Source organism: Alphaproteobacteria bacterium HT1-32 (assembly GCA_009649675.1).
Lineage (GTDB): Bacteria > Pseudomonadota > Alphaproteobacteria > Rhodospirillales > HT1-32 > HT1-32.
This window is the reverse complement of record WJPL01000004.1, coordinates 168932-186992: the sequence shown is the minus strand read 5'-3', so window position 1 is coordinate 186992 and position 18061 is coordinate 168932. Positions and strand designations below refer to the sequence as shown.

Genomic DNA, 18061 nt, shown 5'->3' with positions numbered 1-18061 from the left:
ATGGCACGGGCGGCTTCCATCTCGACTTCACTGACGGCGGTGCACCGGGAGCGGATGCCTCCGGAACCGGCAACAGCCTGACCCTGCGGGGCAGCGTCCCGCAGGATACGGATGACATGCCGGAGACCACGGGCGTCATGGAAATTCTTGTGGCAACCAGTGGTAATGACATTCTCGGTGGAACTGACGGTGATGACATCCTTGCCGGGGGTGCTGGTGATGACCTGCTGACCGGTGGCGCAGGTAATGACCGTTATGGTTTTGCCCGCGGTGATGGCGCAGACCAGATCGTCAATACCGGTGAAGGTGGCAGCGATGATCGCCTTGTCTTTGGCGACGGCGTTTCACAGGATCAGTTGTGGTTCAGTCAGTCCGGCAATGATCTTCAAGTGTCGATTATCGGAACCACCGATAGCGTCACCGTCCAGAACTGGAGTGATGTGAATGACCGGGTCGCCGCATTTGAAACCTCTGACGGTGCCACACTGGCTGCGGCACAGGTGGATAATCTGATTTCGGCGATGGCTTCCCTCACCCCGCCTGCGCTGGACGAGACCGAACTGTCAGACAGTCTCCATGATCAGCTTGATACGGTTCTGGCCGCCAGCTGGAGCGACAGCAACAGCTGACCCTGACAGGAAAGACCAGGCCGGTCAGTCACCGACAATGTGATTATTCAGCAGGCCACTGATTTCAGCCGCGTCATATCCCAGGCTACTGAGAATATCCGTGCTGTCTTCTCCCAGCTTTGGTGCCGGAGATGACGGATTGTGGGCCTTTGCCCCATTCAGCCGGAACGGCAGGGTCGGGTTTTTCACACCTGTTACCGGGTCGGTGTGAATGAAATGACGGGCTGCATTCTGCTCCATTGCCAGACTCTCCGGCAGGGTTCTGAGCCGGGCAGCGGGGACACCGTTTGCCATCATCAGGTCTTCCCATTCCGTTGCCGTCCGCTGCTTCAGTCGCTGCGACAGTTCCTCAACCAGTGAGTCCGCGTTATCCTTCCGGTCCGCAGGGTCGGCATAGCGCGGATCGGACAGCCAGCTCTCGCATCCCAGCACCCGGGCGAGGTTTGCAAACTGTCCTTCCTCATTCACACCGAGGCTGAGCACTCCTTCCCGGCACTCAAAACTACCGGCACTGGGGCTGCGGCTGTTGGCTGCGTTACCACGCTGGCGGGGTTCATGACCCGTGGCATAGTAATCGGTGATTGTGGAACTCATCAGCGTATAAGCGGTTTCCAGCATCGAGACATCGACGAAGCTGCCCTGCCCGGTTGCCTGACGCTGAAACAGGGCGGCACTGATCGCAAAACCCGCTGCCAGAGCCACGCTGTAATCCATGATCGGAGCACCGGTACGAACCGGACCACCACCGGCAGGCCCGGTCATCGTCATGATTCCCGAGATGGCCTGAATATTGACGTCATAGGCCGGTGCATTCTCCCGGTCACCGCCCCGGCCATAGCCGGTCATGGCACAATGAATCAGCCGCGGATATTTCTCCGCCAGCAGATCCTGCCCCAGGCCAAGTTCATCCAGTGTGCAGGGACGGTGATTTTCGACCAGCACATCCGCCGTTTCCAGCAACCGGTGCATGACCTCCAGACCTTCCGGCTGTCCCAGATCCAGCGCCAGCGACTTTTTGCCCGCACCCTGTGTCAGGTAGGCTGTACTCATCCCGGCGCGGGCAGCATCGCGATCAGTACCGCCCCGATGGCGCATGGCATCGCCACGGCCGACGGACTCAACCTTGATGACATCTGCGCCCATCAACCCGAGATAGTAGGCGCAGGCCGGTCCGGCCAGAACATGGGTAAAATCGATAACCCGCAGGCCGCGAAATGGCGCGATGTGATCAGCCCGTTTCATCTGCAGACGACAATCCCGACTGTCAGGCGCCGGTGCTGGCTTTCTGAGCCTTACGTTTTGCCAGATTAAGGGAAACCGCACGGAAGACCATCACTGCCAGACCAACGCCAAGGAACGATGCCGCCACCGGCTCCTTGATAAAGATCAGGACACCGTCATCCGACAGCAGCAATGCCTGACGAAAGGCAACTTCCGTGTTGCTGGCAAGAACAAAGGCAATCACGAAGGCCGCGGTCGAAAATTCGGTCCGGCGCATGCAATAGCCGACAATTCCGAACAGCAGGGCAATCGCCACATCCAGAATAGAGGCTCTGGTTGAATAGGCGGCAGCAATGGAGGTCACGAAGATGAAGGGATAAAGCATATGGGTCGGCAGCTTCGCAATCATCCGGCCAATCAGTGGTCCACCCCAGTAACCCATGACACCATAGGCCACGATTCCCAGCAGCCCTGCCGCAAACAGTGAAAAGATCAGCTCACGGCTGTACGTACTGTCAAAGATTGCCGGACCAACCTGCAATCCGTGAATCAGGAAGACACCGATCAGCACAGCGGCCACCGTGCTGCCCGGAATACCGAGTGTCAGCAATGGGATCATGCTGGGGCCGGAAACCGCGTTATTGGCCGATTCCGGAGCCGCAACACCTTCAACGATCCCGGTTCCCCATTTCTCGCTGAACTTCGACCGCCGCTTTTCCTCACCATAGGCAACAAAGCAGGCAACCGACGAACCAAGGCCCGGCATCATGCCGATGATCGAGCCGATAAATGACGAGCGGATCATCAGCGGAACGCAACGTTTGAACTCGGCCCAGGTCATATGATTGGCGTCTTTGTTGCTGACATCCGCCATATCAGAACTGACCAGTTCCTGTTTAGCCGATTTCTCAGCCTGAATGATCACTTCGGAGATAACAAAAACCCCGATCAGCAGCGGCACCAGCGCCAGGCCGTCCTGCAATTCGTCGAATCCCATGGTCATCCGGGGTTCGCCAGAAATCGCATCAAGTCCGACGAGGGCCACGAAGGCGCCGAGCAGGGTAGACAGGATGCCCTTGATCACGGACTTTCCGACGACAGATCCGATCACAATAAATGCCATGATGTAGATCGAGAAATATTCTGTCGGGCCGAATGTCTTGGTATAGCTGGCGATATAAACCGCACCGAAAATCAGAATGATCTCGCCAAAGAAATCACCGAACACCGAGGCAATGGTTGCCGTCTTCAGCGCTTTGCCCGCCTCGCCCCGCTGGGTCATCGGATAGCCGTCCTGCATGGTGGCAGCCGATGCAGCCGTACCGGGTGTGTTGAACAGGATCGCAGCAATAGAGCCACCATACCGGCCCGATTTGCCGATGACATACAGAAATGCCAGAGCCGGAAGCGCCCCCAGATGGAACGATAACGGCAGCAACATCGCGATGGCTGCCGAGGCTGTCAGGCCGGGCAGGGCTCCGGCGACAATGCCGACAAAGGCTGCAAGAAAAACAAAGCCGACTGCTTCAAGGTCGGAAAACAGGTTGGCAAAGCCGCCGATCAGATCAAGCATCTTTCGGAATCACTTTCAGATTATCGCAAATACACGGCGCAGGCATCACGCGCCAGACAGACTGCTGATCAGCTTGCCAAAATTGAACAATGCGCCCGGCGGGTCATAAAGCCCCATCAGATGCATGAACACATACTGATATATCGCAGTCCCGATCACAGCGGTCACCGCGATAGTGATCAGATTACGGCTGCCAAATGTCAGCTGGATCAGAACAAATGAAATCAGCGTGGCCAGAAAATAGCCGAGCGCATGAAACAGAATGAGGTAGGCAATACCCGTTCCGACAACAGCTGCAATGCGGCGCAGGTTGGAATCACGAAATCCGAACTGGTCGCCGGAAGCATCGGCAAGCTCCACCGCCTCATCCTTGAGCGAAGGCAGCCCGGCGTTGTTCATGAGGGCGGTTAGACCAACCAGCCCACCCAGCACCATCATCGTCACCGCAATGAAAATGGGCAGCATCATCGGCCGGACGGACCCGCCGTAACCGGGTTCAATACCCATTGCCTGATACAGGAAAAAGGAGCCGGTCAACAGGGTGACGGCAGCTACCCCGAGATCAATACGGGTTCGATAGCGAAATTGAGACATACCATACTCGCTTCAGCCAGGGCTGATCAGGAAGATATCAGAAGACGGAGTACCCCGGGGAAGCCTGTGCTCGGCTCCCCCGGGGTATCCTGTCAGCAGTAATCAGTTGATGATCTTGTCGATGACCGGCTGCAGGGTGTCGAACAGCGCATTGGTTGCTGCCGTACCTTCTTCAGAAGTCATGTGGAAAGCTGCCAGCTTTGACTTGCTCATGAAGGTGCCGAAGCCCTTGACCCCGGAGACATGTTTCACAGCCGCTTCCAGCTTGGCAACGGTTTCGGCCGGCATGCCATTCGGACCCCAAAGGCACATCGGACCGGCAATTTTCAGAGCCGGAAGTCCCTGCTCTCCAAAGGTCGGAACATCCGGATTTACCGGATCGCGCTTTGCCGTTGGCACACCCAGAACACGGATTTCATTTTCAAAGCCCGCCGTCAGGTGAACACCGTTGAAGGATGCATCAACCTTCTGTGCAACCAGAGCACCACGTGCCTTTGATCCGCCCTGGAACGGAATGACCTGATGTTTGATACCGATCGTATCAAGGAAGAGATGCCCCAGCAGAGCATGCATCGTTGCCGGACCAGAGGTTGACCAGCGCACGGTCTCGCCGCTGTCCTTGTAATGCTTCACCCATTCGGCAGCCGATTTAAACGGGCTGCTGGAATGCACCGTCAGCGCGGTCACCAGCTGCGAAATGCAACCGAGGTTCGTGAAGTCCTTGCGCGGATCAACCGGTGCCTCGCCTTTGGCGCTCATGACGGCTGCGGCAAAAGAACCGGAGTTGATCATATACAGGGTATAACCATCAGGCTCGCCGTCCTTGACGATCTTGGCTGCAACCATGCCGGAACCGCCCGGCTTGTTGATGATGACAGCCGGCATGCCGTTCATCACTTCGGCTTCGTGGACGTAGCTGGCAAAACCGCGTGCGGTTGTATCTGTTCCGCCACCTGCGGAGAAGCCAACCATGATCTTGATCGGCTTTTCCGGAAATTCAGCCTGTGCGGTACTGGCCATCGCAGTTGCGACCACACCACCCATGAGAACCGCGCCTGCGGTCTTAGCAAATGTCTTGAGCTTCATCTTGTTCCTCCCGTTTTATCGTTAAGTACCCGTCAGGTCTCAGCAAAGAAGGTCTCTGCCATAATCAGTCGCCGGATGCGATGCCCTTTCTTGAAGAAGGGGTTATCGTAAGGCTATCACGCAACGTACTGCTGTCCATTGCAATTATGATCAGCTCTGCTGCGTAAAACGCAACAATCGAGCAATTCCACACTATCCGGGCAACCCATTCCAGATCGACCTTGCGTAACTTTCACCACACTGTGTACCTTTGTACACAATAAAATAACAGCAAAACCGGAATCGCAACCCGCGCGCCGGAGCAGGAGAAAATCCATGAACGTTTCTGAAGTGATGGCGCGATATCTGAAAACAGCCGGCATCCGCCATCTGTTCGGTTACCCCGGCGACCCGTCAGTCGAATTCCTCGAAGGCTGCCGACGCGAGGGGATGGAATTTGTACTCGCCCGACGCGAAGGCACTGCGGGTCTGATGGCCGAGGCTTATGGCATGCTGACCGGCAGACCGGGGGTTGTCCTGTCCACGCTTGGACCGGGGTCAACCAATCTGGTGAATTCCGTCGCCAATGCGCTGCTCGACCGTACCCCGATGATTGCCATTTCCGGGCAGATCGATACCAAACGTCTGCCGACATTCACCCATCAGGTGATCGATCATAACGCGCTGTTCGGGCCGATTTCAAAATACGCGACGACCATCACACCGGATACGGTTGGCCACGTTCTGCGCAAGGCGCACCGTGTGGCGATGGCGCCCCGCCCCGGACCGGTACATATATCGACCCCTGCCGATGTGGTCGGTGCTGTCGCAAAAGATGCTGAAATCCGGTTGCCCCCCACCACAGGCAGCCAGTTCGGTGCGACAAGTTTCTCCACGACCGACAAGACAATCACGGCTGAAATCAGCAAGGCCCGCCGCCCCGTCATCCTGTTTGGCATTTCGGCCATGCAATCTGATGCCGGTCCGGCGATTACCGCACTTGCGGAACATATCGGCGCGGCCATTGTTTCCTCACCGATGGCGAAGGGGACCGTCAGTGAAGACCATCCCCTGTTTGCCGGCACCCTCGACATGGCCTGCAACCAGATCGTCTGGTCTTTCCTGAAAGATGCGGACCTGATTCTGGCCGTCGGCTTCGATGCTGTGGAACTGATCAAACCCTGGACGGTTGAAACGCCGGTCATCCATATCGACACGGTTCCGAATACCGACCAGATCTATGCCGCCGATATCGAGATTGTCGGACCGCTTTCCGGCATTCTGGACGGGTTGCGCAGTTCGCTGACCGAACAGCCCGGTTATTCTGCCGGCGATGTCTCCAGCCATATGGAAACCCTGTTCAACGCCTTTGAAGACGGCCGTGTTTCCGGTCGGATGAACCCCTCCGATGTGATCCGGGTGGCGAAGGCAGTTGCGCCGGAAGATGCCATTGTCACCACGGATGTCGGCAGCCACAAATTGCTGGTCGGGCTGGGATGGCGACCAACTGCACCACGGCGGGTACTGATGACGAATGGCCTCTCTTCGATGGGTTTCTCGCTGCCTGCAGCCATCACGGCAAAAATGCTGAACCCGGACCGCGAAGTCATCTGCTTCACCGGCGATGGCGGGCTGGCCATGGTTCAGGGTGAGCTACGACTGGCATCTGCCATGAAACTAGGCATCAAGGTCGTCGTCTTCCTCGACAATTCGCTGAACCGCATTGAACTGAAACAGATGGCGCGGCAGTACAAATCAATCGGCACAGTGATTGAGCCGGTGGCAACCGTTCCACTGGCCGAATCAATGGGATGTCATGGTATCGAAGTGGAAACCGAACAGGCGCTTGCCGACGCGCTGGCATCGAAAAACGGCACAACCCCGCTGATCATTGGTGCGCATATTGATCCCGCCCAGTATCTGGCGCAATTCTAGACCAGACACTCGACAAACTGATTACCTGAGAGAGAAACATGACATTCAACTCCATCGCGATCATCGGCTTCGGTGAAGCCGGTCCGGCCTTTGCCAAGGGGTTTCGCAATTCCGGCGCCACAACCGCGCGTGCCTTCGATATCGCCTACGGCAAAGGCGAAACAGATGCTGCCTTTGAAGCACGGGCGAAGGACTCAGGCACTGAACTGAAGCTGGACCGGGCCGCTGCGGTTGAAGGCGCAGAGCTGATTATCTGCACAGTGACAGCCGATCTGGCCGAAGCTGCTGCGGAACAGGTTGCCCCCTATCTCAAGCCCGGCCAGGTTTATTTTGATCTTAACTCCTGTGCCCCTGCGCGGAAGAAAGCGATTTCTGCCATCGTGACAAAAGCAGGAGCTTCCTTTGTTGAAGGGGTTGCGATGGACACCGTTCCCCAGAAAGGGTTTCAGGTTCCGCTGCTGCTGGCCGGACCTGACGCCGCCGGCATTCTGGACCGCCTTACCGCACATGGCATGGTTGCTGAAGTCGTTGGCCCCGAACTCGGGCAGGCCTCGTCGATCAAATTGCTGCGCTCTGTGCTGATCAAGGGCATGGAAGCCCTGTTTGCGGAATCCGTCGCTGCCGCAACAGTGATCGGTGTCGAAGACCGCATTATCGGTTCTCTCGCCAAAACCTATCCCGGTCTCGACTGGCATCAGATTGCAGGTTACCAGATCAGTCGTCTGGGCGTTCACGGCAAACGCCGGGCCGCAGAAATGCGGGAATCAGCCGATACGGTTCGCAGCCTCGGCATTGAGCCGCTGATGGCAACGGCCATTGCCGAGCGTCAGCAATGGGCCGCTGATATCGACCTGAAGGCGCATTACATCGAGAACCCGGCTGAAACGATCGAGAACTACAAAGCCGCCCTGTCGACCCGCCGCACGAAAAGCTGAGGTTAAGGGCAATGACCGGGGCTCCCGGAGAAGCCGCTAAAACGGACAATCCGAAGACACTGGTCAGTCAGCGGCTTTATGAGGCCATCCTGTCTGGTGAACTGACGCCGGGCCAGCGCCTGACGGAAGTCGATCTGGCAGAACGGTTTGGCGTCTCCCGCACCCCTGTGCGGGAGGCGCTCAGCCTGCTTGAAAGCGATGGTCTGCTTGAACAGAGTGGCCGCCGGGGCCTCTGTATCCGGCAACTCGACCACCGGGCCGAGACGGAACTCTATCTTTATCGTGAAACGCTGGAGGGTATGGCTGCGGGACTTTGTGCCCGTCATATTTCCAGCAGCGAGATCGAAGCCCTGCGTGAGTTGCTGGAGCATGAACGATTATCCCTTGATGACCCCGGCGGGATTGTCCGGATCAACCGGCTGTTTCATCAGCAGATAGCCCGTGGCAGTCAGAACCGCTACCTCACTGACGCCCTGAAGCGCACAGCCATCCAGACCACCCTGCTCGGCGCCTCCACACTCAATGTGAACCAACGACGGGCCACCGCCTATGCCGAACATCTGGCCCTGTTCGCCGCAATAGAGGCGCGTGACGAAACAACAGCCCGGGCACTGGGCGAGGAACATGTCCGCAGCGCCCATCGCGAACGGCTGCGCATGACCCTGACGCAAACATAGTTATCCTGTTTACAGACTGTTAGTCGCCGGGACAGATCATCAGAACACGCCTGTCTCACTTTCAGAGCGGATGTCAGGAAGATGCAGCGATTGTCCCTTTGCCGGTCAGACGAATCTGGAACAGAATGACACCCGCGACAATCAGCAGAACCGCCACTGGAAAGACCGGCGGTAATGTCTCACCCAGCATGATTACGGCAACCGGTGTACCCACTGCCGCCGAAACTGATCCGATCTGGCTCATATAAACCGGCCCGGCAAGGAGCTGAAGCTGGAAATAGGCAACGAACTGGAGCGCAAAAAGCGCAATATTGGTCAGCGTGAACATCACCAGCGTCGGGCTGGCTGCCAGACCTGACAAACCGGCAGTACCTTCAAACATCAGCGCAAAAGGCAGACTGACCAGCGATGCCATCATCAGCATCATTGCTGCCAGATGCAGCGGTGCAGCACCTTTTGGCCAGAACCGGGTGCGAAACAGGTTGCCGCCCGCAACGATGACCGGAATGACCGATGCAATCACGACCCAGCCCAGCGCTTCCGACCCGGCGGCAAGCCCGTCATATTTTCCCTGCGCCAGCATCAGCCCGCCGACCACCGCCACCGCAACACCAAGGGTGCGGATCAGGCGAAACCCCTCCATCCGGAATAACAGTGCCAGCAGATAGGTCATCAGCAGCGGGAAAGCATAGGCCAGCGCGATATACCCCGCCCCGACATGACCAACCGACAGATAAGCCATTGCCATCGGCAGAGCCTGAAAAGATCCGGCAATCAGGCTGTAACGAAACAATGACCGGAAACTCCCGGTTGCCTTGCCGGTGATCAGCACGACCGCATAGAGCACAAGCCCAGCACCCCCCATGACAAGAGACAGGAACCACAGCATGGCCGCGCCTTCGTCCGAGGCCAGGCGCGAGAAGATCAGCGTGGTCGCCAGCAATGACCCGGCGATAAGAAGCAACAGGGGTGGCAGCAGTCCGGATCCGCCGGAACTTTCACCGGGTTTTATCTCTGTCATGGTCAGGTTTCCTTGCCATTACGGCATCAATGATTTATCTTTATATAAAGTATCTCGATATAAAGGTAAATATTAAAATGGCAACCGTGCCCAATGACCGTGCTGCCCGTGCTGTTGCACAATGGTCAGCCCTGTTTCCGGACTGGGACCTGCGCCCGATGGAACTGCTGGGCAGGCTGGGGGAAACTGCGGCAGTGATCAGCCGCGACCATCAGGCCCCCCTGTTCGCTAAGCATGGCCTGCAGCCGGGCGAGTTCGACGTACTTGCTGCGCTCCGCCGTTCGGGCGAGCCTTTCGAGATGACGCCAACCCGCCTGTTCGAAATCACCATGATGTCGTCCGGTGGCATGACCGCACGCCTCGATCGGCTGGAACGCCGGAAACTGATCAAGCGCCGCCCGAGCCCGGTTGACCGTCGGGGCGTTCTTGTCAGTCTCAGCGACAAGGGGCTGGCGCTGATTGATCGCGCCGTCCCCGAGCATCTTGCGAATCAGGCCGAACTGACGGTCTGTCTGACAGACAAGGAACTGGCGACCCTTTCCGGGCTGCTCGCCAAACTGCTCTCTCACGCCGACGATACCTGACCGGAGCTGTTCAGACCGGCACTTCCCGCCGGTCAACAAGTTCGGCATAAGGCTTTGCCCAGGAGATCGTGTTGGTGCAGGCCGCAACAATTTCAGCAGGTTGCAGGGGCAGCAATTCCGGTGCGCTGAGGGTCAGTTCACCAGCCCCGGTCCAGCGATCCCCTGCGGTCGGGTTGATCATGTCGGATCCATAAACTTCCCGTACCGTCGGGCCACCTGCCGGGTCTGGCAGCACCCGCATGGTGAAGAATGTCGTGAAGGCACCACATTGTGACGGCAACTCGCCCGGCGCATCCAGTGTCATCGACAGCTCCATGACCGGGCGCCCGGACTTCGAGACCAGTCCCGCCATCACGTCACCGGACTGATGACCGGTCTGCGGGTCTGGCCCGGTAAGCCAGAGATCACCAGCCACCTGCGGCCAGCCAAACATCTCCCGACCGACCGCAATTTCCGCATCTGAATTGCACCACAGAAACGGATCATAAAAGCCGGTTCGTTTTCCATCTGTGACGATCAGACCAATGACGGCTTCATGACAGCGGCTGCGTTCAGGATGACGCTGCGCAAAATCCCGGCCCAGCCCGATATCACAGGTCAGTTCATGCAGGCTGAACCGTACCAGCGGCTCGCCAACCGGCTTCAGCGGCGCAGGCACAAGTGCAGCAATTGCATCGGGGTCACAACGTCCGATAATCGTCAGGGAACGACCATGAAAATGCCAGGGCGGAGGACCATAAAGACTGGCACCGCCAACCGGGTCGAGAGGCGCCACAAAGCCTTTGAGATTATCAGTCATATCCACCCTCAATCACTTGTTCCGTTTCTAATGTCATAATGTTATACTGATGGAACAAATCTGTCAGGTCAAAGGATCGGTCATGGATCAGTCGACACTTCGCCGCGAACTTCTCCTCGGATATCACATTCTCGACAATGAGGGACAGAACAGCGGCATCGCCGGTCATCTGAGCGCCCGACTGCCCGGTGCAGACAACCTGTTTGCCCATACCTATGGTCACGGCTTTGATGATGTACGGGCCGACAATATCCATCAGGCCGACTTCAGCCTGAAGACCACCGACGGCGGCAAGGTCAGCCCGTCACTGGTCATCCATACGGAAATCTACAAGCAGCGCCCGGATGTCTGCTGTATCCTGCACACTCACAGCCACAACGCCGTGGCGCTGAGTGCGACCGGATCGAACCTTGAACCGGTCTTCCAGAGCGGGCTGGTCTTTCATGACGACTGCACCCTCTACGACAATTACGACGGCATCGTTGAAAATCAGGCAACCGGTCGTGCACTGGCCGAAGCCATTGGTCCCCGCCGCGCCCTCCTGCTGCAAAATCACGGGTTGCTGATTGCCGCCCGTTCGATCCGGGAGGCTGTTATCTGCGGCATCCTGTTTGACGAAACCGCAGGTATTCAGCTTGCCGCAATGGCCGCCGGCGACCTCCGGCTGGTCCCGGCAGAGGCCGCAGAACAGGCCAAGAAATTCCTCACCTCGGACAAGGTTTATGACCTGCGCTGGAACTATCTGGTCCGCCGCGCCAGTGCTTCCCGCCCCTTCCTGCATGATGCCGCCGCCATTGCCGCTGAATAGGAACCATGATGATCCCCACCCCGCCCGATGACTTCCTTCGTATCATGCAACGCGCCGGCCTTGATCCCGCGCATCAGGATACCGATGGCCTGCGTGACGCCTATGACCGCCTGCGCGAACTGACGGCGCGCCTGCGCCCTGAAGGCCGCGATATCGGGGCAGAGACGATGGCAACGCTCGATCCGCTGGAACTGGTGGTGGATGCAGCGAAGGGAAATGCCGGATGAGCGACGCCCCTCTTCATTATAAGTCCGTTGCCGAACTGGCAGGGCTGCTTAAAGGCCGCAAGCTGTCGTCACTGGAACTGACCCGGACACTGATCGGCCGGATCACAAACCTGGATGATCGCTGCAAATCCTTCATCACCCCGACATTCGACATTGCCGAACAGCAGGCGAAGGAAGCTGACGAAGAAATCGCTGCCGGGAAGTATCGCGGTCCCCTGCATGGCATTCCGGTCGGGCTGAAAGACGCCTATGACACGGCGGGCATCCGGACCACCGTCTGTTCGCGGGTAACGTCAGACCGTGTGCCGGCAACCGATGCCGTCGCCTGGACGAAATTGCGGGCGGCAGGTGCCGTACTGATGGGCAAGCTGGAGAACACCGAGTTTTGCCTTGGCGGGCCGTCCGGCGACGGACTGGTCCCCCATGCCCGCAACCCCTGGAATCCGGAACGCTATGCCGGTGGTTCCAGTAGTGGCGCCGGGGTTGCACTCGCTGCCGGTCTTATCCCCGCAGCCATGGGCACGGATACCGGCGGATCAATCCGCATTCCTGCGGCCTTTTGTGGTACCGCCGGGATCAAGCCCAGCTATGGCCGGGTCAGTCTGCGGGGTGTATTCCCCCTCTCCGGCTCACTCGACCATACCGGCCCGATGGCCCGCACATCGGAAGATTGCGCCCTGATGCTGGATGTTCTTTCAGGTCATGACCCTGAACACCCTACCAGCCTGAATGCCCCGGCACCGGATTGTACCGCTGCCCTGACCGGTGACCTGAAAGGTTTACGGATCGGTTATGTCACGAATTTCTCCAAACTTTCCGCCATCTCGGAGGAGCATCGCAAGGCCACCACCGATGCGCTGGAGGTCTATCGTGCGCTGGGCGCTGAAATCATTGATGTCACTCTGCCCGATCTCTGGGACTTCACGGTCGCCAACTCCGTCATCATGATGTCGGAGGCCTACGCCATTCATGAAAAATGGCTGCAGGAACAGCCTGAGAATTATACCAGTTTCACCCGCTCGCGCATCAGCATGGGGGCCTTTATCCGGGCAGCCGATTATATCAACGCCCAGAAGACCCGTCGCGAACTGGCACTGGCAACAGCAAAGCTGATGACCCGCGTCGACCTGCTGATCTATCCCGGTATGCTGGGTGACCCACCGGTCGTGAAAGAGATCAAACCGTTCTATTTCCTCAATTCACCGCTGATCACAGCCCCGGCCAACATCGCCGGCGTGCCCTGTGCTTCCGTGCGCTGCGGCTTCTCGAAAGCCGGCATGCCGATGGCCTTCCAGATCAGCGGTGCCATGCTGGATGATGCAACAGTGCTGCGCGGAGCCAGCGCCTATGAGCGGGCAACGCCGGAATTCGACAAACGACCGATTGATTAGTCCTCAAAGGGAGAATGCAGACAATGGCGACTGTAAGACGCGGCTTTGCCGACCTGGATCGTGGCCAGATCCACTATCGTACCGCCGGCAAACCAGAGGGTACGCCCCTGATCATGATGCATGCCTCCCCCGGTTCCTCGAAGATGCTGGAACCGGTGATCGGCAGCCTCGGCGACAGCCGCCATGTCATCGCCCCGGACACCATGGGCAACGGTGATTCCATGCCCCCGGAAGGCGTGCAGCCGGAAATCGCCGACTATGCTGCTGCGGTCATCGGCATGATGGACAGTCTCGGCATTCAGCAGGCTGATTTCTATGGCACCCATACCGGTGCCCGCATGGCGACCTGTCTGGCACTGAACTGGCCAGACCGGGTCCGCAAGGTCATCCTCGACGGATTCGGCCTCTATACCCCGGATGAACTCGATGAAATCCTGAAGACCTACGCCCCGGAGATGAAGCCGGATCAGCTTGGTCTGCAGGTGATGTGGGGCTGGCACTTCGCCCGAGACCAGTACATTTATTTCCCCTGGTTCAAGAAGGACAAGGAACATCGTGTCCCCCTCGACCTGCCGTCAGCCGAGTTCCTGCATGACAAGTTCGTGGAGGTCATGAAGGGCCTGACCACCTACCACAAATCCTACCGCGCCGCCTTCCGCTATCCGATGGCCGTCAATGTGCCGAAGATCACCCAGCCCACCCTGATTACCTTCGCCACCACCGACATGGTATTCCCGGTCCTGGAAGAAGCCCGCGGCATCCTCCCCCACGCCGAATATCAGGCGCTGCCGGGAATTCGCACGGAAGAGACACTGGCGGAAACGACAGCCGCGTTTAACCGGTTTCTGGGAACCTAGACTTCCCTTCCCCGACACCATCCCTCATGTCATTCCGCAACACGATGGAATGACATGAGGTGAGGACAGCCCTGCCAGTCACTTACCATTGCGCCGGAACTCAGCCGGTCTCTCCGATGGCTGTCAGCAGCCGTTCAACATTGCCAACATGGCCTGATATCTGTGCCACCGCCCCATCCACACGACCGGCGGCGCAGAGATCAACGATGCGACGATGCTGTGCAATGGCCTGTGCGATGCGATCTGCATCCCGCGGCATTCGCTGACGCAAGGCACGCAGTTGGGAGGAGATGCCGCGATAGGCCCGGATCAGGTACTGATTACCCGTCGCCGCAATCAGGCTTTCGTGGAACTGCCAGTCCAGCGCATCGCATTGCGCCATGTCGCCGTCCTCAAGCGCCAGTGCCGCCTGGCCCACAATCAACCCCAGCCTGGCCAGCGCCTCTTTCATCTCATTCGCCAGCAGTGAACGGATCGCACCTGTTTCCAGAATGACCCGGAGTGCGCAGATCTCTGCGATATCCGCAGCCGTCAGATCAAAGACAAATGTTCCGCTTTGCGGCTTTATCTCAACCAGCCCTTCCGACTGAAGCTGCAACAATGCCTCACGTACTGGTGTCCGGCTGACACCAAGGTCAGCCGCCAGTTGCTTGTCCGCAATCCGCTCTCCCATCGCCAGCCGCCCGGCGATGATCCGGTCACGTATCAGATCAGCAATGACAGGCTTCGTCAGCGCCGGTTGCCCGACAGCCGGGACAGTTGTCGCAAGCTTTTGTTCCATGGTCCGTACAATCATCTGGTATATTAATAATCTGGCCAGCTTAATGAATTTAGCGAATTTTTCCCAGATTTTAATAGATTCGACAAACCTTCCTGATTAATTAATATATCAATCTAAACTTTCAGGAGGCGAAGATGAAACAGACAGGACTGCCCGGCGACGGCCTGGTTGTATTCGTCAAGGCTGGCTGTGAAACCTGTGTGATGGTTCAGCCTGTCCTCCGCGCCCTGGACCGGCAGTTGCCAGACCTGACCGTCATTTCTCAGGACGACCCAGCCTTTCCGGCCGGCCTTCGCAGTCTTGATGACAGATCCCTGGAGCTCTCGTTTCGTCACGACATCGAGGTGGTACCAACCGTCATCCGTTTCCGGAACGGACAGGAGGTCGCCAGAACCTACGGATGGCACAGGGCTGACTGGGAAGAACTGACCGGGCAGCAAAACCTTGCCCCTGACCTCCCGGATCAGCGGCCGGGATGCGGATCGCGTTCGCGCGACCCCGGTGCCTGGGAAATCCTGATGGAACGCTATGGCGACAGTAATATTGCGGCGCGTCCTGTCCCGCTCGGCGACTGGGATGATGACGCCGAAGCCTGCTATGACCGGGGCTGGACAGACGGCCTGCCCGTTGTGCCGCCAACCGATTCCCGGATCATCCGCATGCTGGGCGGCACCAGCCGCAAGCCTGACGAAATTCTGGGAGAAGTTCCCCCGAACCTGACCCCGATCACGGTTGAGAAAGTTGCCATTAATGCCGTCATGGCGGGCGCACGACCGGAATATATGCCGGTAATTCTGGCTGCGCTCGACGCGGCCCTGCAGCCGGAAGCCACCATGCATGGTGTTCTCTGCACCACCTGCTTTTCCTCTCCCATCCTTGTCGTCAATGGTCCCATCACCCGCAAGATCGGCATGAATTCAGGGATTAACTGTCTCGGTCAGGGCAACCGGGCCAATGCCACGATCGGACGGGCGCTCCAATTAATCATTCGAAACGTTGGCGGCGGTCGCCCCGGCGAGCTCGACAGGGCTGTTCTTGGCGGACCGGGTAAATTCACCTTCTGCTTTGCCGAGAACGAGCAGGATCCGAGCTGGACCCCGCTGAATGTCTCACGTGGTTTCGATCCGGATACGGATACGGTGACCCTGTTTCAGGGCGACGGCATACAGGGCTTTGTCGACCAGCGATCCCGCACCCCGGAGCAGCTGACCCGGTCCCTCGCCCGGTCGCTGATGGCTGTTGGCAACTGGAAGCTTTGCGAGTTCACCAACGCCATGCTGGTGCTGGTGCCCGAACATTATGCGATTTACCGCAACGCCGGATGGGATCGCGACCGCATCACAACCGCCCTGCACGACGCCCTGCGGCGACCGGGCAGCGATGTTGTTCAGGGTGCCCATGGCATCGGAGAAGGCGTCAGCCCAGACAGACTGGACGACATGGTCGACAAATTCTGGCCGGAAGGATTGCAGATTGTGCATGCCGGCGGACAGGCCGGATTGTTCTCCGCCATCTGCGCCGGCTGGACGGGCGGCCGGTTCCGCCACGAGTCAAAAACTGTAACACGGGAGATAAAACCATGGCTGTAACACTGAGAGACCCGACCGGTGAGGCAACATCCCTGCTGCGGGACCGCACGTCACCGCTTGCGGGATTTGACGGAAAGACCCTTGCCCTGATGGATATCGGCAAGATGCGCGGCGATGAGTTCATCGACCGGCTGGAACAGCTCTGTACTGAGCGGGGTGTTGCAACGCGGCGTTTCAAAAAACCGACCAACACCCGCGTCGCCCCGCCCGAGATGATTACCGAGATCGCCGGTACCTGTGACGCCGTCGTCGTCGCCCTGTCCGACTGAGGGTCATGCACGTCGTGCAGTTTGCATGACCTGAATGATCTGGACAAACGCGGCATCCCCGGCGTCAGCATCCTGACGGAGGAGTTCCGCGACGCCTTTGATTCCCAGAAAGCCGCCATCGGTCTCGATGCAGCATCAATCTACGTGCCGCATCCGATGCAGAACAAGACGACAGAGGAACTGCACGCCTTCGCCGACCAGTCGATCAGGGATATTCTGGAAGCAGTCTGTAAGAGCTGAGAGCTGGCATCTCCTTTTCCCGAATTTGACAAACTTTGCCAATCTATGTCAAATTCAGAAAAAGGAGATGCTGATGGCAACCATGAATGTTTCTCTGCCTGATCCCATGAAGGTCTGGGTTGAGGCCCAGACCCGAACCGGGCGTTATAGCAATGCCAGCGACTATGTACGCGACCTGATACGAAAAGATCAGGCGCGGGCAGCAGAACTCGCCAGGATTCAGACCGCCATCACCGAAGGGATTGAGAGCGGCACCGCAGATGACTTCAGTATGGAGGCGATCCAGACCGAACTTGACGCCCGTTAACAGCCCTTATCGCATCAGCAGAAAAGCGCAGGAAGACATCCGGGAGATCGGTCTCTATACCCAGCAGATATGGGGAAAAGAACAACGCCGAATCTATCTCAACGGGCTTGAGAAAAGCTTCCAGCAGATAGCTGAAAACCCTTTCCTCGCACCAGAGCGTCCGGAATTTGAACCTGTGGTTCGAATTCATCCCTTCCAGAAGCACCTCATTGTCTACATCTCAGACCCGGAGAGTCTCCTGATTGTCCGTGTCCAACATGGATGTAACAACCCGGCTCTCGCCCTCCTGACCTGAACCCTATCCCCCCACCGGGTCTTTCATGGCGGCGAAAACCCGGGCGACAAAGGCATCGCGCTCCCGCAATCGGTCTTCCTCATAGACTGCCGGTTCCGCCTTTGCGTCGAGATCGTCCAGTTTCAGCCCCTGTTCGGTCAGCAGGCTTTCGGTGAGACGCTGGCGGTCGCGGAGTTCATAGACCTCCGTCGCCAGCGCCACGACGACGCGCATCAGGTCGGTCTGGGCGACATCTGCAAAATAGTCAGTCTTCGTTGCCATGCT

At 58.2% G+C, this 18061-nt stretch carries 22 protein-coding genes; 14 read left to right on the top strand and 8 right to left on the bottom strand.

All coding sequences use genetic code 11. The features are described 5' to 3' along the window. The coding region (locus GH722_20125) for a hemolysin-type calcium-binding protein (protein MRG74074.1) at window positions 1-629 on the top strand (629 nt) is incomplete at its 5' end. 24 nt (window positions 630-653) lie between these two features. Here the strand turns inward: GH722_20125 and GH722_20120 are convergent. From GH722_20120 to GH722_20105, 4 genes are all read right to left on the bottom strand, one after another. Continuing rightward, window positions 654-1871: a CoA transferase gene (locus GH722_20120; protein ID MRG74073.1), complete on the bottom strand. Its 1218-nt coding sequence runs from the start codon at window positions 1869-1871 to the stop codon at window positions 654-656. Between the two features lie 22 nt (window positions 1872-1893). Further along, window positions 1894-3423 (bottom strand): hypothetical protein, encoded by a 1530-nt coding sequence (locus GH722_20115; GenBank protein MRG74072.1) that lies wholly within the window; start codon window positions 3421-3423, stop codon window positions 1894-1896. A 45-nt stretch (window positions 3424-3468) separates the two neighbouring features. Continuing rightward, a complete protein-coding gene (locus GH722_20110; GenBank protein ID MRG74071.1) occupies window positions 3469-4017 on the bottom strand; it encodes a hypothetical protein in 549 nt (182 codons plus the stop codon). Window positions 4018-4119: 102 nt separating this feature from the next. Next, entirely contained in the window at window positions 4120-5103 is a 984-nt protein-coding gene (locus GH722_20105; GenBank protein MRG74070.1) for a hypothetical protein, read from the bottom strand. 315 nt (window positions 5104-5418) lie between these two features. Here GH722_20105 and GH722_20100 point away from each other — a divergent pair, with 315 nt between their 5' ends. From GH722_20100 to GH722_20090, 3 genes are read left to right on the top strand one after another with little or no spacing between them, the layout of a single operon-like run. Then, complete coding sequence (locus GH722_20100; GenBank protein MRG74069.1) at window positions 5419-7017, top strand: hypothetical protein; 1599 nt, start codon at window positions 5419-5421, stop codon at window positions 7015-7017. 38 nt (window positions 7018-7055) lie between these two features. Beyond that, a complete protein-coding gene (locus GH722_20095; protein MRG74068.1) occupies window positions 7056-7952 on the top strand; it encodes a DUF1932 domain-containing protein in 897 nt (298 codons plus the stop codon). Between the two features lie 11 nt (window positions 7953-7963). Continuing rightward, window positions 7964-8629 (top strand): FCD domain-containing protein, encoded by a 666-nt coding sequence (locus GH722_20090; protein ID MRG74067.1) that lies wholly within the window; start codon window positions 7964-7966, stop codon window positions 8627-8629. 73 nt (window positions 8630-8702) lie between these two features. Here the strand turns inward: GH722_20090 and GH722_20085 are convergent, their stop codons facing one another. Beyond that, window positions 8703-9650 (bottom strand): EamA/RhaT family transporter, encoded by a 948-nt coding sequence (locus GH722_20085; GenBank protein MRG74066.1) that lies wholly within the window; start codon window positions 9648-9650, stop codon window positions 8703-8705. A gap of 77 nt (window positions 9651-9727) precedes the next feature. On the opposite strand from GH722_20085, the gene GH722_20080 reads away from it, so the two are divergent. After that, on the top strand, window positions 9728-10234 hold the full coding sequence (locus GH722_20080) for a MarR family transcriptional regulator (protein MRG74065.1): 507 nt from the start codon (window positions 9728-9730) through the stop codon (window positions 10232-10234). A 10-nt stretch (window positions 10235-10244) separates the two neighbouring features. Here the strand turns inward: GH722_20080 and GH722_20075 are convergent, their stop codons facing one another. Continuing rightward, on the bottom strand, window positions 10245-11033 hold the full coding sequence (locus GH722_20075; protein ID MRG74064.1) for a hypothetical protein: 789 nt from the start codon (window positions 11031-11033) through the stop codon (window positions 10245-10247). Between the two features lie 49 nt (window positions 11034-11082). Between GH722_20075 and GH722_20070 the strand changes: the two genes are divergently transcribed. The 4 genes from GH722_20070 to GH722_20055 are packed head-to-tail and all read left to right on the top strand — an operon-like array spanning window position 11083 to window position 14316. Continuing rightward, window positions 11083-11841 (top strand): hypothetical protein, encoded by a 759-nt coding sequence (locus tag GH722_20070; GenBank protein MRG74063.1) that lies wholly within the window; start codon window positions 11083-11085, stop codon window positions 11839-11841. Window positions 11842-11849: 8 nt separating this feature from the next. Then, a complete protein-coding gene (locus GH722_20065) occupies window positions 11850-12068 on the top strand; it encodes a hypothetical protein (GenBank protein ID MRG74062.1) in 219 nt (72 codons plus the stop codon). Then, window positions 12065-13459, top strand: coding sequence for an amidase (locus tag GH722_20060; protein ID MRG74061.1), 1395 nt, complete (start codon window positions 12065-12067; stop codon window positions 13457-13459). Before GH722_20065 ends, GH722_20060 begins: the two co-directional genes overlap by 4 nt. Before the next feature lie 14 nt (window positions 13460-13473). After that, on the top strand, window positions 13474-14316 hold the full coding sequence (locus GH722_20055) for an alpha/beta fold hydrolase (GenBank protein MRG74060.1): 843 nt from the start codon (window positions 13474-13476) through the stop codon (window positions 14314-14316). 100 nt (window positions 14317-14416) lie between these two features. Here the strand turns inward: GH722_20055 and GH722_20050 are convergent, their stop codons facing one another. Further along, entirely contained in the window at window positions 14417-15112 is a 696-nt protein-coding gene (locus GH722_20050) for an FCD domain-containing protein (GenBank protein MRG74059.1), read from the bottom strand. 119 nt (window positions 15113-15231) lie between these two features. Between GH722_20050 and GH722_20045 the strand changes: the two genes are divergently transcribed. The 5 genes from GH722_20045 (at window position 15232) to GH722_20025 (ending at window position 17797) form a co-directional block, all read left to right on the top strand. Then, complete coding sequence (locus tag GH722_20045; GenBank protein MRG74058.1) at window positions 15232-16686, top strand: thioredoxin; 1455 nt, start codon at window positions 15232-15234, stop codon at window positions 16684-16686. After that, window positions 16677-16955: a hypothetical protein gene (locus GH722_20040; GenBank protein MRG74057.1), complete on the top strand. Its 279-nt coding sequence runs from the start codon at window positions 16677-16679 to the stop codon at window positions 16953-16955. The genes GH722_20045 and GH722_20040 overlap by 10 nt, the downstream gene beginning before the upstream one ends. 21 nt (window positions 16956-16976) lie before the next feature. Next, window positions 16977-17195, top strand: a complete 219-nt coding sequence (locus tag GH722_20035) for a hypothetical protein (GenBank protein ID MRG74056.1) — start codon at window positions 16977-16979, stop codon at window positions 17193-17195. 73 nt (window positions 17196-17268) lie between these two features. Continuing rightward, window positions 17269-17502 carry a type II toxin-antitoxin system ParD family antitoxin gene (locus tag GH722_20030; protein MRG74055.1) on the top strand — a complete coding sequence of 78 codons (234 nt, stop codon included), beginning with the start codon at window positions 17269-17271 and terminating at the stop codon, window positions 17500-17502. After that, window positions 17456-17797: a type II toxin-antitoxin system RelE/ParE family toxin gene (locus GH722_20025; GenBank protein ID MRG74054.1), complete on the top strand. Its 342-nt coding sequence runs from the start codon at window positions 17456-17458 to the stop codon at window positions 17795-17797. Before GH722_20030 ends, GH722_20025 begins: the two co-directional genes overlap by 47 nt. 3 nt (window positions 17798-17800) lie before the next feature. Here GH722_20025 and GH722_20020 read toward each other — a convergent pair whose 3' ends face one another. Continuing rightward, window positions 17801-18058 (bottom strand): hypothetical protein, encoded by a 258-nt coding sequence (locus GH722_20020; GenBank protein ID MRG74053.1) that lies wholly within the window; start codon window positions 18056-18058, stop codon window positions 17801-17803. Window positions 18059-18061 lie beyond the last annotated feature (3 nt).